At 39.4% G+C, this 17,998-nt stretch carries 17 protein-coding genes; 5 read left to right on the forward strand and 12 right to left on the reverse strand.

The window, feature by feature from the left end; genetic code table 11:
• Window positions 1-10: 10 nt before the first annotated feature.
• The 4 genes from AB3I34_RS06795 to AB3I34_RS06810 are packed head-to-tail and all read right to left on the reverse strand — an operon-like array spanning window position 11 to window position 3,000.
• Entirely contained in the window at window positions 11-862 is an 852-nt protein-coding gene (locus AB3I34_RS06795; RefSeq protein ID WP_002355339.1) for a MurR/RpiR family transcriptional regulator, read from the reverse strand.
• A gap of 16 nt (window positions 863-878) precedes the next feature.
• Window positions 879-1,355 carry a PTS sugar transporter subunit IIB gene (locus AB3I34_RS06800; RefSeq protein ID WP_010711982.1) on the reverse strand — a complete coding sequence of 159 codons (477 nt, stop codon included), beginning with the start codon at window positions 1,353-1,355 and terminating at the stop codon, window positions 879-881.
• A gap of 30 nt (window positions 1,356-1,385) precedes the next feature.
• Complete coding sequence (locus AB3I34_RS06805) at window positions 1,386-2,222, reverse strand: PTS system mannose/fructose/sorbose family transporter subunit IID (RefSeq protein ID WP_196782459.1); 837 nt, start codon at window positions 2,220-2,222, stop codon at window positions 1,386-1,388.
• On the reverse strand, window positions 2,197-3,000 hold the full coding sequence (locus AB3I34_RS06810) for a PTS sugar transporter subunit IIC (protein WP_002358431.1): 804 nt from the start codon (window positions 2,998-3,000) through the stop codon (window positions 2,197-2,199). The genes AB3I34_RS06805 and AB3I34_RS06810 overlap by 26 nt, the downstream gene beginning before the upstream one ends.
• A gap of 169 nt (window positions 3,001-3,169) precedes the next feature.
• Between AB3I34_RS06810 and AB3I34_RS06815 the strand changes: the two genes are divergently transcribed.
• The gene (locus AB3I34_RS06815; RefSeq protein WP_189656411.1) at window positions 3,170-3,940 is read left to right on the forward strand and encodes a sulfite exporter TauE/SafE family protein; all 771 of its coding nucleotides are present in this window, start codon (window positions 3,170-3,172) and stop codon (window positions 3,938-3,940) included.
• Window positions 3,941-3,983: 43 nt separating this feature from the next.
• Here AB3I34_RS06815 and AB3I34_RS06820 read toward each other — a convergent pair whose 3' ends face one another.
• Window positions 3,984-4,385, reverse strand: a complete 402-nt coding sequence (locus AB3I34_RS06820; protein ID WP_010711981.1) for an organic hydroperoxide resistance protein — start codon at window positions 4,383-4,385, stop codon at window positions 3,984-3,986.
• Window positions 4,386-4,605: 220 nt separating this feature from the next.
• Here AB3I34_RS06820 and AB3I34_RS06825 point away from each other — a divergent pair, with 220 nt between their 5' ends.
• Window positions 4,606-6,132: an acyl-CoA synthetase gene (locus AB3I34_RS06825; protein WP_010711980.1), complete on the forward strand. Its 1,527-nt coding sequence runs from the start codon at window positions 4,606-4,608 to the stop codon at window positions 6,130-6,132.
• Between the two features lie 251 nt (window positions 6,133-6,383).
• Window positions 6,384-7,082 (forward strand): glucosamine-6-phosphate deaminase, encoded by a 699-nt coding sequence (locus AB3I34_RS06830; RefSeq protein WP_002375854.1) that lies wholly within the window; start codon window positions 6,384-6,386, stop codon window positions 7,080-7,082.
• A gap of 56 nt (window positions 7,083-7,138) precedes the next feature.
• On the opposite strand, the gene menC is transcribed toward AB3I34_RS06830, so the two are convergent.
• Genes menC through menB form a run of 6 tightly spaced genes read right to left on the reverse strand, consistent with a single transcriptional unit; the run spans window position 7,139 to window position 14,429 of the window.
• Window positions 7,139-8,242, reverse strand: coding sequence for an o-succinylbenzoate synthase (menC, locus tag AB3I34_RS06835; protein ID WP_002375853.1), 1,104 nt, complete (start codon window positions 8,240-8,242; stop codon window positions 7,139-7,141).
• Window positions 8,243-9,067 (reverse strand): 2-succinyl-6-hydroxy-2,4-cyclohexadiene-1-carboxylate synthase, encoded by an 825-nt coding sequence (gene menH, locus AB3I34_RS06840; protein WP_010711979.1) that lies wholly within the window; start codon window positions 9,065-9,067, stop codon window positions 8,243-8,245.
• Window positions 9,055-10,788 (reverse strand): 2-succinyl-5-enolpyruvyl-6-hydroxy-3-cyclohexene-1-carboxylic-acid synthase, encoded by a 1,734-nt coding sequence (menD, locus tag AB3I34_RS06845; RefSeq protein WP_010711978.1) that lies wholly within the window; start codon window positions 10,786-10,788, stop codon window positions 9,055-9,057. Before menD ends, menH begins: the two co-directional genes overlap by 13 nt.
• A complete protein-coding gene (locus tag AB3I34_RS06850) occupies window positions 10,788-12,155 on the reverse strand; it encodes an isochorismate synthase (RefSeq protein ID WP_010711977.1) in 1,368 nt (455 codons plus the stop codon). The genes menD and AB3I34_RS06850 overlap by 1 nt, the downstream gene beginning before the upstream one ends.
• The gene (locus AB3I34_RS06855) at window positions 12,152-13,609 is read right to left on the reverse strand and encodes an o-succinylbenzoate--CoA ligase (RefSeq protein WP_025189299.1); all 1,458 of its coding nucleotides are present in this window, start codon (window positions 13,607-13,609) and stop codon (window positions 12,152-12,154) included. Before AB3I34_RS06855 ends, AB3I34_RS06850 begins: the two co-directional genes overlap by 4 nt.
• Before the next feature lie 4 nt (window positions 13,610-13,613).
• On the reverse strand, window positions 13,614-14,429 hold the full coding sequence (menB, locus tag AB3I34_RS06860; protein WP_262231348.1) for a 1,4-dihydroxy-2-naphthoyl-CoA synthase: 816 nt from the start codon (window positions 14,427-14,429) through the stop codon (window positions 13,614-13,616).
• A gap of 164 nt (window positions 14,430-14,593) precedes the next feature.
• On the opposite strand from menB, the gene AB3I34_RS06865 reads away from it, so the two are divergent.
• A complete protein-coding gene (locus tag AB3I34_RS06865) occupies window positions 14,594-14,974 on the forward strand; it encodes a PaaI family thioesterase (RefSeq protein WP_002361187.1) in 381 nt (126 codons plus the stop codon).
• A 69-nt stretch (window positions 14,975-15,043) separates the two neighbouring features.
• Here AB3I34_RS06865 and AB3I34_RS06870 read toward each other — a convergent pair whose 3' ends face one another.
• Entirely contained in the window at window positions 15,044-15,643 is a 600-nt protein-coding gene (locus AB3I34_RS06870) for a LysM peptidoglycan-binding domain-containing protein (protein WP_002355317.1), read from the reverse strand.
• A gap of 817 nt (window positions 15,644-16,460) precedes the next feature.
• On the opposite strand from AB3I34_RS06870, the gene AB3I34_RS06875 reads away from it, so the two are divergent.
• Entirely contained in the window at window positions 16,461-17,942 is a 1,482-nt protein-coding gene (locus tag AB3I34_RS06875) for a peptide MFS transporter (protein ID WP_002355315.1), read from the forward strand.
• Window positions 17,943-17,998 lie beyond the last annotated feature (56 nt).

A 17,998-nucleotide genomic window follows, 5' to 3' on the forward strand; every position in this document is an offset into this window, starting at 1 on the left:
TTGCACACCCCTACTTCTCTTTTAGACGGCTGACAAGTTGACTCGTTTCAATCATATTACGTTCAATTTCTGTGTCTAAATCATCTTGAATTGAACCTAAATACAGAACATCGCCAATTGCCATTGACGAAGCAATCGATGAAATAGCCCCCACTCGAATGAGGTGCTCATTATTGGGGACTAAAAGAACTTCATCGCTCAATGATCGCACGTTTTCTCCATCGTTACTGGTAATAAAAATAACCGTTGCGCCTCTATTTTTGGCAATTTCACAGGCGATTAAGGCTTCTTTTGTCAAACCACTATAGGAGACCGTGATCAAAATGTCTTGTGCCGTTGCATAATTTAAAAACTCCAACATCATGTGACTATCATAATTAAAAATCGCTTGGCGACCAGCGCGGTTAAACTTGTGATAAAGATTATAAGTCGTTAAAGAAGAGGCACCAATTCCAACCAAATGAATTTTTTCCGCTTTTTTAACATGCGCGATTGCTCGTTCCAAGGCTTGTTTATCCACTGTATAAAATAAATCCTCAATCGTAGCATTTAATAAAGATTCTACTTTCATACAAATAGTATCCACCGAATCATCCGCCGCTACAATTGGATCAATATCTTTTTTACCGTTACTGGCAGCTTGTACCGCTGCAATGGATAGTTTTAACTCTTCCCAGCTGTCAAACCCTAATTGTTTAGAAAAACGGGTAACTGATGCTGGAGAAGTTTCGCTATTGCTAGCAATTTCGTTTGCTGTTAATGAGAGAAGACGGGTCGGATCCTTCAGTATATAGTCTGCTATTCTCTTATTTACTTTGGAAAAGTCCTTATATTTTTGTCTGATTGAACGGATTGGCTCCATCTTCTCATCTCCATTTCTATTTTATGAAAGTTAAAATTGCTTCGTTTGGTTCAGAAGGGATCATCTGTGCGGTAATAGTCACCCCATTATCTGTTAAACGACGAACGGTTTGAATATCTTCATCGGTTAATGCAACAGATTTTTTAATTGCTCGACTGCCTTCTTTTTGAGAAATATTGCCGACATTGAAGCTCTGTAATGGGACACCGCCATCAATTAAAGCCGCCATGTCTGCAATGTCTTTCGTAATTAAAAAGACTTTTTCTTCATCATAATTGCCTGCTAAAATTTTTTCAATCGCTTTACGTTTCGATAAAATGGATAATTTAACTCCTGCAGGTTTGGCCATTTTTAAGGCACCAATTTGTAATTGATCTTTGACAGCGGCATCATTTACTACCATGATTCTTTGTGCGCCAACCATATTCGTCCAAACGGTTGCAACTTGTCCGTGAATTAAACGCTCATCTACTCTTGCATGTACAATTGTCATAATAAATCTCTCCTATTATATACTATTTTTTTAAAATAAACCGCCAACCCAAGCCAACATTGGTTGTAAATTGCCTAAAACCATGCCAATTAAAATTAAAACAAAGATTAGCCGTGTTGAATTCATTTTCTTTTTCCCTAGTAACCAATAGGATAAAAGAACAATCCCTAAAGGAATTAATGCGGGTAAAATTTTATCCAACATTTCTTGAACAGATAATGTTACATCTCCCATTTTATAAGTTAAATCTAATTTGTAAGTAATTACCGAAGGAATCAAACCGCCGACCACTGTTAACCCTAAAATGGCTGCACCTTGCGTAAACAATTTCATTTTATCCGCAAATTCTGTCGCAATTTTTTTCCCTTGATGGTAACCAATCCAAGTAAATTTATAGCGAACCCATAGGACCACTGCTCCGGCAATTAACGGGATCAGTAACCCAACAACCTGGCCCCCTTGCGCCATGTAAGCTGCAATCGAAAAAACAATCGCACGATAAATCGCGATAAAAATGGTATCACCAACACCAGCAAACGGACCCATTAGACCTGTTTTCAAGCCAGTAATGGCCGTTTCATCTTCAATGCCGACTTCTTCTTCCAAAGCCATATCAGCTCCGACAATTAAATGCGACATGGCTGGCGTTGTATTCATAAAGCCAAGATGTGTCTTCAAGGCTTTCTTCATAGCTACTGGATCTTCACTGTATAGTCGCTTTAATGCAGGCATCATCACCCAAGCGTAACCAAGTCCTTGCATTTTTTCATAGTTCCAGCCCCACTGATAGCCAAAAAGATTACGGACGTAAACTTTATTAATATCCTTTTTTGTTAATTTGTTAGTCATCAATCTCAACCTCCTCATCATCTTCGTAAATAACCGTGCCACTTGTTGTAGCTGCGCCGCCTTTGTTATGATTCATCACATAAATCGCTGCTAAAGCCAAGCCAACCAGTGCGACACCTAAAACTGAGAAGAATTGGGCCCCATAAGCAAGTAACACGAACCCAATAATAAAATAAGGCCAGTATGTTTTAATTGGCAAGTAACGCATTAAAATAGCAATCCCCATCGCTGGTAAAATAGCACCTGCTGCTTTTAACCCATTCATCACCCAAATAGGAATCCAATTATTGATAGCGTTTACAACTTGTTCACCAAAAGCTAGGCCAATAAAAACTGGGATGACACGAGAAATCGTCCAAGGAAAAATTCCTAAAACATTGCAGCGCTCGACCCCTTTATAATTGCCTTCTTCCGCATAGCGATCTGCTTTGTGTTGGAAAAACGTATTAGCCATTCTGCCTAAAATATCTAGTTGTGTTAATAATAACCCAATCGGAACCGCAACTCCGATACCATACTCTGCCCCTTTCCCTGAAATGATTGCATAAGCCGTTCCCATAATGGCCCCCGAAAGAAAGTCTGGGACTGTTGCTCCTCCATAAGTCGCTACGCCTAATGTCATCAATTGAAGCGTTGCCCCAATCATCAAACCTGTTTGAACATCTCCTAAGACTAGGCCAGTAAACGTTGCAGCAAACAATGGTGTATATGGACCAATCTGAATAGAAATTTGGTCAAGTACACCAACAACTGTGTAAAGACATAAAATCAAAATAATACCAATCGATACTGTCATGCTTTCTCATCCTCCTTGAATGCGTTTTCTTTTTTGTATTTGTAGAATACCATTAAAGAAATATCATTTCAAGTTCTTTTTAAAAATATTTTTAAATGAAATTGCATTTCTTATATAATTTTTGTGCTATACTAAAAGAAAACGGTTTAGGAGTGATTATGTGCGGGTTTTGCTGATTTATTTCATAACTATTTTTCTATCCAATACAGTTGGGGCGCTCTCTGGGATGGGTGGAGGCGTCATTATTAAGCCTGTTTTGGATTTTCTTGGGTTCCATTCGTTAAATAGTATTGCGTTCTATTCAAGTGTCGCTGTTTTTGTCATGTCCATTTCTTCGACTTATAAACAGTATCAAAATGGTGTCCAAATTGAATGGAAAAAAGCCGCGAGTATTTCGTTTGGTTCCTTAGTCGGCGGTATGTTGGGTGATTTACTTCTTAATCAGGCGATTGCACTAGCGCCAAATGAAGAAAAAGTACAACTAATCCAATATATCATCATGTTGGTGACCTTGGTTTTGGTTCTTCTCTACAATCAATTTTCCAACTGGCACTTACACCTCAACGGATTGAGCATTTTTCTGATTGTCGGATTAGGCTTAGGGATTCTGTCAACCTTTTTAGGCATCGGTGGCGGTCCCATTAATGTAGCTTGCCTTATTCTCTTTTTTGGAATGGATATCAAATCAGCAACTGTCTATTCCATCATTACTATTTTTTTCTCCCAACTCGCCAAACTTGGCAATATCGGCTTGACCACAGGGTTTGCGGTTTTTGATTTGACAATGCTTTGGGCTATTATTCCTGCCGCTTTATTCGGTGGTTATGTTGGCGGTCTTTTCAGTAAAAAATTATCTCAACAACGGGTCGCCCAAATTTATAGTTTAGTTGTTTTTTTAGTTATTTTGTTAAATATGTATAATTTGTGGACTGTTATCTAAAAAAGAAGCGCTTTGTCGTATAGACAAAGCGCTTCTTTTTTAATTAAATCACTGTTAATTTAACATCTATATTATTTCTTGTTGCTTTAGAATATGGGCAAATTTCGTGGGCTTTTTTAACAAGTTCTTCTGCTTTAGCTTGATCTACCCCATCAATATGAACTTCTAATTCAGCACCAACGCTAAACCCATCTTCTCCTTGGAATAAGGATACACGTACAGTTACTGTACTTTTACCTTCGACTTTTTCTTGATCCATCACTAATTCTAATGCACCGTTAAAGCAAGCACTGTAAGCCGCTGCGAATAATTGTTCTGGATTTGTTGTATTTTCTTTCTTGACACCTGGCGAAGCAACCGCATAAGAAAATGATTTATCCGGTGAGTGAACTTCTCCTGCACGTCCACCCGTATTAATGATAGTTGTTTCATAGATTTTTTTCATGTAAATTCCTCTCCTTTGTAAAGTTTTACACTTCTGAGAACTTTTTACTTACATAATTATTGTAGGAAACTTTGCCAGATACAGCAAACGTTGTGCTTGTGAATAATAAAAAATAACATTTAACGTTGTATTTTTGACGTAGAAAAAGAACCCATTCTATGATAGGATAAAGTGAACTTGTACATTTGTACACAAACTATTTTACAAAGGAGACTTTCCCTTGACACACTTACTTGATTATCAACCATTAAACCTCTACACAAACTATCAAAAAGCCGCAGAAAAAACACCAACTGTTCCAATTATTTTTGATGAATCTTTGCCTGCTTTTCCTGCACTTGGCTTAGAAACAACTTATGGTGAAAGCCATCAAGAAATTTTGAAACGGGCATATCAATTAGCCGCTTTAGGTGTAAAAAAAGGCGACAAAATTATTATTTATAAAAGTCCTAAATTCGACACGTATTTACTAGCTGTTGCAGCCTCATATCTAGCAGCCGTTCCTGTAATGGTTTCATACCATTTACCTTTTGAAACAATTGAAGTATTCGTTGATCGTTTAGAAGATCCTTATATTTTATTTGATGATGTGACTGCTGAAAAAGTTCAAGCTGTTCGTAACAGCTCTGCCAATAAAAAACTTTCGGTTGCTTCTCTTTTAGAAGCTGATGCCACGGAAGTTCCTCAAGACGAACTGACTAAAGACGAAATTGCCTACATGACTCACACCTCTGGAACAACAGGTATTCCTAAACTTATCTGTCATTCCAATCACTCTATGGGTTGGCGTACAAAATGGCAAAAAACCATTTTTACAAAAATTGCTGAAAAGAAATTAGTTGGCTTTCATATTTCGCCAGTTCATTCTCGTTTTAACATTGGTGTGTCTTCTTTAATGGCCATGGGCTTCCCTATGATGCCTTTAGCAAATGCTTCGAGCGAAAAAGTCGCTGAAATGTTCAGCACCTATCAACCAATCGCTGTAGAAACACACCCCAATAACTTCGTTCAATGGGTTCGTTTGGCCAAAGAAAAACCTGAAGCTTTCGCTAGTGTCCATTATTATCATTCTACTTTTGATGCAATTAACAATGCTACAATGGTGGCTTTCTTAAAAGCATCTGCTGCCAATGAACCAATTTTCCTACAAGTTTATGGACAAAGCGAATGCGGGCCAATGATCTTACGAGCGCATACTTTAGAATCCCTAAAAGATTCAGATGCTCGTGACATGGGTGTTGGTTTAGAGGATTTAACACAAGCTCGAATTACCGATGAAAAAGGACAAGTTTTACCTGCGATGACGGACGGCCATATCCAATTCTTATCAAAAGGACGGGCCTTAACATATTACAAAGAAGATGCCCGCTTTGCAGAAAATGTCTACGGCGAATGGTGGGACAGCGGCGATTACGGGATGTTAGATGAACGCGGCCACTTATTCTTGAAAGATCGCCAAGTAGATCTAATTGAAAACATCGACAGTAATTTAGCTATTGAAGATCATTTATTGGATGCATTAGATTTCTTAGAAGAAGTGATTATTGTCCGTGGCAAAGAAAATGAACCACAGCCAATTTTAGCGGTTGTCCCTGGGGAAGAAATGGATTGGGACGCTTGGTGGACACAAGTAGCCGATTTACCACATTTAAACGAACCTATCATTATGGCTTTTGATGAAATCCCTCACACAGCTACTATGAAAGTGCAACGTTTACAACTAGAAAAATGGTTGAAAGAACAATAAAATAAGATTCTTTGTCAAATAACGTTGGTCAAAAGAACGTTTAGGCCAGCGTTGGAGCAAGTGGAGCAGAAAGCTAAAAAGTTAACTCGTTGTAGGTTATCTTAAGCTTTAAAAAGAGGAGCAGTCGTCGTTTTGACGGCTGCTCCTCTTTCTTTTGTCTACCGTTAATTAAATCCTTTTTGTGAAGAACTTGACATGGGATGGTTCCCACAAATTATACTTAGCTTATTCAAAGAATGGAGTGAGCAAGTATGAAAATTTTAATTAAACAAGATTTCGACACGATGAGCGAATGGGCAAAAATGTTACTTCTAAGCACGATGAGTCAAGATAAACGAGTGAATTTATCAATTACCGCTGGCAAAACGCCAACACTTGTTTACCAAAAATTAGCCTCGATTGTGAAAAATTCATCTGACTTTGATAATGTTCATTATTATAACTTTGATGAAATCCCCGTTCCTCATCAAAAGGAAGGCATTACTCTGACAGATTTGCGGACGCTGTATTTGACACCTGCAGAAATATCCGAGCAAAACATCCATCCATTAACTGTTGAAAACTTTCAACAACAAGAACAACGGATTGCTGACGCAGGCGGCTTAGATTTGATGTTAATTGGCTTAGGAGCAGATGGTCATTTTTGTGGGAACATGCCCACTACCACTCATTTTAAAAATGAAACCTATCAAGTGACCGTCACTGGTTCAGAGCCTTGGTTTGTTCCTGAAATGATGCAGCCAGGCATGACCTTTGTTACGATGGGGCCAGCCAGCATCATGAAAGTTAAGCACCTTGTCCTAATTGTAAATGGTGAACAAAAAGCTCAAATGGTCAAACAAGTACTCCAAGGACCTGTCACAGAAACGTATCCTGCTTCTATTCTTCAACTCCATCCAAATTTAACGGTTCTCTTGGATGAAGCCGCAGCGAGTCAATTAGAAAAATAAAAAATTGCGCCTAGATTATGCTTCTCTGCATAGTCATAGGCGCAATTTTGTTATCATTACATGATTTTTTGATACTGACTGTATTTTAGCAAACTCGTCTGGGAAAGTGTAACACCAATACCAAGTCCCTGAGGCACGGTCATTGTCCCTTGCTCTAAAACAAAAGGTTCCGTGATGATATCTTCATAAAAATAGCGTTCCGTGGCTGAAATATCACCTGGAAAGGAAAAGGTAGGCTGTGACGCAAATTGCAAATTCAATGCGCGTCCGACACCAGACTCAAACATGCCACCTAACCAAACCAATAAATCATTTTCTTGGCAAAATGTGGCAATCTTCAACGCCTCGTGAATCCCACCTACACGAGGAATCTTCAAATTGATACTACGGCAACTGCCCAATGCTGACGCCACTTGGCAGTCTTTGAGACTACGAATATTTTCATCCAAACAAATTCTTGTCTTCAGTTCTCTTTGTAATTGTGCATGATCTAAAAAATCATCTGCAGCAAAAGGCTGTTCAATCATCGCTAATTGATAGTGATCTAAACGTTGCAATTGAGGCAAATCAGCCAATGTATACGCTGAATTGGCATCGACCATTAAAGGCAAGTTAGGAAAATGCTGACGAATCAAAGCAACGGGTTCCACATCATAACCGGGACGAATTTTCAGCTTCACTCGTTGATACCCTTTTTCTACAGCTAACTGAACTTGTTTAAGTAATTGAGGTAAGTCTTCTTGAATCCCTAAACTAATCCCTACAGGAATTTTCCTCCGCGTTGGTCCAAAAAATTCAGTTAAACTCTTCTGTTGCCGTTTGGCATATAAATCCCAGATGGCAGTTTCTAACGCAGCTTTTCCCATCCAATGCCCTTTAACTTCTTCAAAAATTGTTGAAACCTCTTGCGGCTGTTCAATCGCTTCTGTTAAAAGTAACGGAATTAAATGCTGTTGGATGATGAAGCGTTCGGTTACCAACGTTTCTTGCACATAATCAGGTTGCTCAAAAGCCACTAATTCGCCAAACCCTTGATTTCCTTGCTCATCCGTTATTACAAATAGATCAAACGCTTTTTCTTCCAAGCGACCATAGCTCGTGACAAACGGCGTTTTTAAAGGCAAACGAACCTGATAGGTTTCAATTGATTGAATGTTCATTCAGATGGCTCCTTTCAATAACGCTGTCACCTTTTCATAGAAAATCGTTGGTTGTTCCAAATGGATACAATGTCCTGCTTCAGGAAAAATTGTCAGCCTCAACAACGGTTGACGTGCCTGCATTTTTTTCGCAATCCCAATAAATTTTTGATCTTCGCCGCCTACCAATAAATCGGTAGGAATCGGCTGCAATTCTGCTAGACGTTCCCAGTAACTCTCTTGCGCTCCTGTACCCATATACCACAAACTACTAGCCAACCCAAAGGCCGATTGGCTCAAACGTTCCTGACGAATGGCCATTTGCTGTGCCACAGACAAGGCTTTTTGCGTTTGAAATAACGGTAATTCTTGCCAGAAATCAATAAAATCCACAAGCGGTTCCTCTAAGAGACGTTCCGCCAAACGATGATCTTGACAGATACGAGCCTGACGTTCTGCGGCGGTGGCCAAACCTGGTGATCCACTTTCCAATAAAAGATGCTGTACCTTTTGTGGATAATGTAATGCAAAACCTAAAGCTGTTCGAGCGCCCATTGAATAGCCTAATAAACAAAAGCAAGGCAAATTTAGCGATTCGGTTAGTTCAGCAAGATCATGGCAAACCTGTTTCATGGTATAACGCTCTGGTGCTACCAAACTAGCAGTCGCGCCATGACCAGGTAAGTCAATTCCTAAAACGTTATAAGGTGTTTGACTGGGAAAAACGGCTGCAAACGTGGCTAACGTTCCTGTGAAACCGTGTAAACAGACTAGAGTCGTTCGCTTTGCATCAAAAGGTGTTAACCATTGATAATGGTACTGCATCCCCCGAATTAACCGTTCCATGAAATCCCCTGTCTTTCTACTCGTCTACCAATTTCAGCTAAAATTGATTCGTACAAATGAACATTCTCTTGGCGATTTCCTTTGACTTCGATCACTTGAAATTGTGGTTCTTCAGCCGCTGTTTGTAAAATTTGCTTGAGCTCCGCGATTGTTTTGACTTCTTGGTACGAAGCACCGTAAAGTTCAGCAACTAACGAAAAATCTAAATCAAGCGGTGTTCCAAATAAAGGCTCGAAATCGTCCTCACGTAAAGTTCGTTGAGATAGAAAAGAGAAAATCCCGCCACCATTGTTATTTAATAAAACAATTGTTAACGGCAACTGATAACGTTTAGCCAAAAATAAACCATTCATATCATGATATAGCGCTAAATCACCAATCAGTAGAACGTTTTGCTGTGTCGGTGCTACGGCACTCATTCCTAAAGCAGTTGAAACAATCCCATCAATCCCGTTGATGCCGCGATTTCCAAACATCCGATAAGGGCGACTATCCATAAATCGATCTAAGTAGCGGATAGCCATACTATTAGATACAAATAACTGACCGTTCTCTTTCATTGTTTGGTGAACAGCTAAGCTGGCTGTTGTTTCATTTAATTCTGTCGCGTTCAGCGTTTCTAGAAGAACTTCAGAGACCGTTTTTTCCAGCAGGAGCCATTGTGCTAACCAAGTCGCTTCTGTTGGTTTGACAACCGTTAGCAGTTGTTCTACAAACGTGGTTTCCTTTGCCTGAATAACTGTTTGTGATTTTTTCAATTGCTCTTGCCATTGCCCATTTTCGTCCACAAAATAAAAAGCAGTCTCTGTCGTTGCTAAGCGTTTCAACCATAACATGATGTTTTTAGAAATTGGCAGCGAACCAAAGCGCACTACCACTTCTGGTTCTTGTGGCAAGGTCGCCACATTTAGAAACAGATCACTATGTGCAATAACAACTTCACTATTTTGCCCATGTGTCACAATGTTTGCTAAAGGATCCGCTAGTAACGGCCATTGCAAAGCTTCGGCTAATTGAATAAATAACGCCGCTTCCTCCTCTGTATGACTGCCACCGACAACCAAGACGCCGTTTTTCTGGTACCATTGATCCGCTAACTGTTGCACTTGTTCTGTAGAAAGGATTGATTGACCAGCGAATAAAGCCGTTTGTTGAGAACTCTTTGTTTTTCTCTCTAAGTCAGGTAATAATGGTTCCCGCAAAGGAAAATTCAAATGAACAGGTGCTGCAGGCGTTTGTTGCGCGAATGCTGCTCCTTTAGCGCCTTGCCAATAGGCGTAATTCAACATCTCTTCTGTTACTTCTGGCAAAGCCATTTCAACAAATAATTTCACATGATTTTGATACATTTGTAATTGGTCCATGGCTTGAGGAGCACCAACTTGACGTAACTCATGCGGCCGATCCGTTGTTAAAACAACTAAGGGTACATGGCTAATATTGGCTTCGCAAATTGCTGGATAATAGTTTGCAGCTGCTGTTCCAGAGGTACAAAGTAAGACCACTGGTTTTTGACTCGCTTTACTTAATCCTAAAGCAAAAAAAGCAGCGGAACGTTCATCGACATCGACAAAAGTTTGGATTGCGGTTTCCCGATGAAGTAATAAAGCCAGTGGTGTGGAACGGGACCCTGGACTAATGACTGCTTGTTCAACCCCACTATTTTTTAAGCCTTCAATAAAGGCCGTTAAATAATCGGTCATTGTTTCTTGATGATTCATTAAACCTGCCCTCCAATTCCTCGTAACATCGGTTGAAATTTTATTTTCGTTTCTTCTCTTTCTAGCTCTGCTTGAGAATCAGCAACGATACCACAACCTGCATAAAGAACGCCTTGCTGACCAGCAAAGACACCTGAACGCAAGGCCACAGCGAACTCGCCACTATCATCATTCCCTGAAATCCAACCGATTGGCGCACCATATAACCCACGACTCCCTGGCTCATATTGTCGAATCCATTCGACTGCCAACTCTTTGGGCTCACCGCCTAAAGCTGGCGTTGGGTGTAACTGCATCACACTTTCCAAGAACGAAATTCCCGGCTTACGTTGACCCGAGATTGGCACATAAAGATGTTGTACATCTCGATTTTCCAAAATAATGGGTGCTTGAATACTGTTTTCAGAAGTCGTCATCTTCGCCAACTCTTTCGCTAAACGTTCCACCACAATTTGGTGTTCTCCGGTATTTTTGCGGTCTTGTAAAAGTTGTGCTCCTAAAGCTTTCGTTTCTTCTGGTGTTTGACCCGTTTTAATGGTTCCTGCAATACAAGCGGTCGCAAACGTTTCTTTAGTACCCAACAGAAGTCGTTCTGGTGTTGCACCAATGAAACTTGTGTCTTTGGCTTCTAAAGCAAACAAATACGTATTTTGTTGTTGTGCCATTAAATTAACGAGCACTTGGTTACTTCGAATTTTTTCAGGACTGCTCACAGCAAGTTGTCGAGCCAAAACCACTTTTTTTAAAGGGCCATCTTCTCTTAAGACTGCTACGGTTTCGTTGACAGCTTGTAGCCATTCAGTCACGGCAACTTCTTCCTTGTCAATCTTTGTTTCCGCTACAGCTGGCAACTCCTCACAGGTAGCTAACAAGCGATCAAACTGAGCCACCAAAGTCGACCAACGTTCCTCGACTTCTTGTTCACTAGAACCTGAAAAGTTCAGCGTTCCATAAATACGTGAACCTGAAAAAGTAAATAGAATACTTGGTAGATAAAACCAACCTTCCCCTAACTCTCCCCAGGCCTCAGTAGGCGTTTGTTCTGTATCAAAAGGCAAACCGCCAAACAGAAGAGCCCCCGTACCAGAAATAGACATATTTTGAAAACGAGTTGCCGCCTCTTTTTTTAAAAAGTTGTTCAATTGATGCGTTTCTGTTTCTGCGCCTTTTAAGATAGTTTCATATCCGAAGCCAACCAAAGCAAAATCTTTTTTCGGCGTTTGCCAAAAAAAACGTTCTCCTCGGTATGCCTTTTCACCAGCGGCAAAAATTGCCAAGGCTGTTTGTTCTGTTTCTAATGGAAAAACCCAACTGAACTGACGGGCATTCTTCTGATAGGCTTGTCGTAATTCATCAGGCAATTTCATCTGATTAAAAACGCCTCTCTTTCTTCTGTCATGAAACGATGTTTGGCAATCTTTCCACTTGCTGTTTGCGGGAAAGAATGACAAAAATAAATGCGTTTCGGTCGTTTATATTTTGCCAGTTTTCGTGAACACTGGTCTTGAATTTGCGCTAAGGTGATTTCTTGGTCACTAATCACATAAGCAACTGGAACGGCTCCCCATTGCGCATCTGGTTCTCCTACAACTGCCGCTGCTTTAATTCCTGTTATCGCCTGTAACACCTGTTCAACCTCAGTGGGGTAAATATTTTCACCACCAGAGATAATGAGTTCACTTAAACGACTAACCAAATACAGGTAACCTTGTGCATCTAAATAGCCCATGTCGCCTGTTTTAAACCAACCATCTGCTGTCCATTTTTCAGGTTGACGATGGTTAAGGTAACCTGAAACAACGTTTGGTCCCTTAAGTAAAATTTCCCCGACTTGCTTTTCTGGCTGTTCTTGTCCTAGTTCATCAACAATTTTGATCTGCATGTCTTTTAACGGTTGCCCAGCAGAGCCGATTTTCAGTGCCGCATCTTCAAATTTCAATGCAACAACTTGCGAACACGTTTCCGTCATCCCATAAGATTGAATAACTGGAATCCCTTTTTCCTCACACTGCGCTAATTTATCCGGTGCAATCGGTCCGCCGCCCAATAGCATTCCTTTAAAGCTGGCGCTGTAGCCAGCTTCAGGATAGACAAACAATAATTGTTGCAACATTGTCGCAACCACTGAAATGACGGTTCCACGGCCTTCTTGTAAATCTTGTGTCACTTGCTGTTCATCAAATTTATCGTAAAGGCGAATACTACAACCTAAGACGAGTTGTCGAACAACAATCGACAATCCGCTAATGTGAAATAATGGGACTGCACACAACCAACAATCTTCAGCAGTAATCCCCATATTTTCTTGAGTGCCTCTAGCACTGGCCAAATGATTTTTAAACCGTTGCAAAACCCCTTTAGGCTGTCCTGTAGTTCCAGATGTATACATAATAGAAGCCACCGACTCTAAGTCACTTGGCTGTTGAAACTCCTGACGTGAAAGACTATGCTGTTTTTTAATCATTGGCTGAACGTCGACAAAAGAAATTTCTTCTAACAAAGCCTGCGTTTCAGGCGCACCAATAATCGTTTTAACTTGCGCATCTTTTAACTGAAAAGTCAGTTCAGCAAGTGTCAAATGCGTATTTAAAAATAATAACTCTTTCCCCAATTCCCATAAGGCTAGAATTGAAAAATACAACTCTTTGCTGTTCTTACTGAATAAAGCCACACGTTTTTCTTCTGGTGCAAGCACCTGTTGATATGTGGCTACCCAATGGCTGACTTCTTGTTGCACTTCTAAAAACGTCCAAGATTCATCCTGAAAATAAAAAGCAGGATGATCGGGACGTTTTTGTACTTGTTTATTTAACCAAGTCATTGGTTTATGGGAATTTAGGGAATTGATCGAAATCTGGTGTCCGTTTTTCTTTAAATGCATCTCGGCCTTCTTGTGCTTCAGCCATTGTATAGTAAAGAAGTGTCGCATCACCAGCTAATTGTTGCACACCAGCCAAGCCATCTGTATCGGCATTTAAAGAGGCTTTAATCATCCGTAAAGCAATCGGGCTTTTGGTTAACATTTCTTCTGCCCACTCCATTGTCACATCTTCTACTTGATCCAATGGAACAACGGTATTAATCCAACCCATATCTAAGGCTTCTTGGGCAGAATATTGTTTACACATAAACCAAACTTCTTTTGCTTTTTTATGGCCGATAACACGCGCTAAGTAACCTGAGCCGTATCCACCATCAAAGCTACCGACATTTGGTCCTGTTTGCCCAAACTTAGCATTTTCAGCCGCAATTGTTAAATCACAAACTAATTGTAAAACATTGCCGCCGCCAATGGACCAGCCTTTCACCATTGCGATGACTGGTTTGGGAATGACACGGATTAACCGTTGTAAATCTAACACATTTAAACGTGGAATGTTGTCTTCGCCAACGTAACCACCATTACCTCGAACTTTTTGATCGCCCCCAGAACAGAATGCTTGGTCACCTGCGCCTGTTAAAATAATAACCCCGACATCTTCTTTATCACGACTAATGTTAAATGCATCAATCATTTCCATGACTGTTTTCGGTGTGAATGCGTTGTGAACATGCGGGCGGTTGATAGTAATTTTTGCTACTTTGCCTGCTTGCTCAAATAAAATTTCATCATATTCTTTAATTATTGTCCAGTTTCTCATTAGGAAACCTCCTTCATTAATCTCATCTTTTCTATTATACACAAGAATCGGCACTTTAGAGAAAAAGTCGCTTGAATTTTAAGAAAAAACATGGCTATTACAAATTTTCTTCATTCCTGTATAATAAATAAAAAACCTTTTATTCTCTCTTTTATTAGAAAGGACTGATTACTATTCATCTTTTAGAGTATTTAGGCATCACGATTCAACACGTTTCTGCTGAGAAATGTCAGCTTACTTTAGCGGTAAAAGACGTGCATAAACAACCCTATGGCCTTGTCCACGGGGGCTTAAACGGCGTCTTAATTGAAACTGCCTGTAGTTTAGGTGCGAACGAAAACGTTCCTGAAAACACTTTTGCTGTCGGCATAGACTTACAAGTAAATCATCTTCGTAGTGTCCATGATGGTAGCCTTACCGTGATTGCGACGCCCGATCACTCGGGAAAGACCCTTCAAGTTTGGGAAGCAAAAATTTATAACGCAGACCACCAATTGACGAGCGTGGGGCGTTGTACCTTAACAAATCGACAAAAAAAACAGTAATCTTTACAGGTTACTGTTTTTTTGTTTATGGTTTTTAATAAGTAATTAGATTACTTCGTTTATTTAATTTTAGTACCAACCATTTGCTAACCAGAATGATTTAGCTGCATCCCATGAACCATAGCGACCTGCTACGTACTGATCTGCCACGCGTTCTTGGTTGGCAGGTGAATAGTCACCATTTAAATAAGAGGCAGATAATTGGTAACGACCGATATACTGACCGTTTGTTGCATCGTAAGAACCACTAGATTCACGTTGTGCGATCCACTCTTTTGCATCACTGCTTGCGGCAGGTGCTGCTGGTTGCGCTACTTCTTGAGCAACAGGTTGTTGTACTTCTTGTTGTACTGGTTGTGCAACAGGTTGTTCAACTACTTGTTGAACTGGTGCAACTTCTACAGCTGGTGCTGGAGTATTAGCAACTTCTTTTTCTGAACGAATAACTAATTGTTCTCCTTCAAAAATTAAATCAAGGTTTGGCAATTTGTTATCAGAAGCAATTTTTTGAATTAAGCTATTGTCTCCTGCAAATTGATGAGAAATTGTTGATAAAGTATCTCCTGCTTTAACTGTATATAAGCTTTCTGCGTTTGCGTCTGTTCCTAAGAATAATCCTAAACCTGCGGCCAAAGTTGTTCCAAGTAAAATCGTTTTGATTGATTTCATGTATGTTTCTCCTTTGTAATTAAAAATATTTGATTGTTGCTCTTAGCACTCGGCAACAACCACGTCTGCTTCGCTTTATCGAAACGACTTCACATACTTTATCATCGAATGGCCGGCCGTAGGTGAATATCTCGTGACAATTTATTACTAGAATGTCGGTTTTGTTACATTTTGTAATAAAAAGCTGCTGGAAGCTTGATATTATCCTGTTTATATTTTGCGAAAAAAAGTTAAAAAAACAGGATTTTATTTTCGAGAAACCGTTTTCTAACCCTTGATTAGCCCTTAAATGTCGGTTTTTTTACATTCGTTTCAGTCAAAAAGTAACAAAATGTTAAAGATACTAGACATGAGAATGTTTTTTTCAAAAACTCAGGCCTAAAAAGAACGGGTGTTTTCTTTGAATTTTTTTATCATTCACTATTTTTATTTTTCCTTCTATTATATAGATAAATTTTTTGTCGTATTCATTTTTCAATTCTGAAAAAAAACTAAGCACTTCCTATTGAAACAAAAAGAGTTAAACAAAAAAATCTTATATTTTGCTTGTTATTTATTCATTTTAATCTTATTCAAAAAAGGAACAGCTAAAGCAACTATGAAAACAAAGTATTGAAAATAAAGCAGAATAAATATTCATTTTTATCATAATTCACGAATAAAAAACAAACAATCGCTCGAACGCTTGTTATTTAAAAACATAATCAGTTTTTTCTCTTTCTATTTTCCAATCTATGAGTAATAAAATATATGAATCTACATTTAAGTCATTTTATTATCAAATATTCTGAATATTATAAGAATTGGAGTTTTATCTATGAGTGACAAAGAACAACTTGAGAAATTAGACAAATCCTTTCTGGGACAACCGAAAGGACTAGCAACACTGTTCTTCACAGAAATGTGGGAACGTTTCAGTTACTACGGCATGCGTGCTATTCTAATGTATTACATTTACGATACCGTAGCCAATGGCGGTTTAGGTCTCCCCAAAGCAACTGCCTTAGCCATCATGTCCATTTATGGATCAATGGTTTTCATGTCCAGTATCATTGGCGGTTGGGTCTCTGACCGTGTCTTAGGTTCAAGGAAAACTGTTTTTATTGGTGGTTTGCTAATCATTGCTGGACATATTGTTCTCGCTACCCCATTTGGTGTCCCCGCCTTATTCGTTTCTATTATGTTGATTGTATTTGGGACTGGGATGTTAAAACCAAACGTTTCAGGGATGGTTGGCCATCTTTATTCAAAAACTGACTTACGTAGAGATGCAGGCTTCTCCATTTTTTACATGGGGATTAATATCGGAGCCTTAATCGCTCCCCTTGTTGTCGGAACTTTAGGACAAGAATATAATTATCATTTAGGCTTTTCCGTTGCCGCAGTTGGGATGTTCTTCGGGTTACTACAATATTATTTCCAAGGACGTAAATCTCTGGCTGGGATTGGTCAGGCCCCAACTAATCCAATGTCTAAAGAAGAGCAAAAGAAATTTGCTAAAGCATTTATGTTGGCAATTGTCGTTGCTTTACTTATTTTTGGTGGCGCCTATGTCACAGGACATTTAACAATTGATTTCTTTATTAATACCATCAGCGTGTTAGGAATCCTGTTACCAGTTTATTATTTCAGCAAAATGTTAACGTCTAAAGATGTCACTGCTGAAGAAAAACCAAAAGTTCTGGCTTACTTGCCGTTATTCTTAGCAGCAATTGTTTTCTGGTCATTGGAAGAACAAGGTTCGTCTATTCTTGCTCTATTTGCAAATGAACGGACGCAAACGAGTTTGTTTGGCTTCCCGATTGCCGCTAGCTGGTTCCAATCATTAAATCCTGTATTCGTAGTTATTTTGACCCCTATTTTTGTTACATTATGGACAAAACTAGGTAAACGTCAACCATCAACAGTTGTGAAGTTTTCACTAGGGCTAGTCTTTGCTGGTCTTTCCTTCGTCTTATTAATGTTGCCAGGTCTACTTTATGGTACCGAAGGACGGGTGAGTCCACTTTGGTTATTCTTTAGTTTCTTCATTATGATTGTCGGAGAAATGTGTTTATCTCCCGTTGGCTTATCGATTACTACAAAATTAGCACCGAAAGCTTTCGAAGCTCAAACCGTTGCTATTTGGTTATTAGCAGATGCCGCTTCACAAGCCATTAATGCTCAAATTGCTCGTTTCTATACACCTGGAACAGAGTCAGCCTATTTTGGGATTGTCGGACTTGTAGCTGTCGTTGCCGGGATTCTCTTATTCATTGTGAAAAAACCAATCCAAAACTTAATGGGTGACGTCCGTTAAACCGTCAAGAAGTTGCCTTTCTCTTTTTTGAAAGGCAACTTTTTTATACAGCATTT

It is taken from the genome of Enterococcus sp. C102(2024), from assembly GCF_040888205.1.
GTDB lineage: Bacteria > Bacillota > Bacilli > Lactobacillales > Enterococcaceae > Enterococcus > Enterococcus faecalis.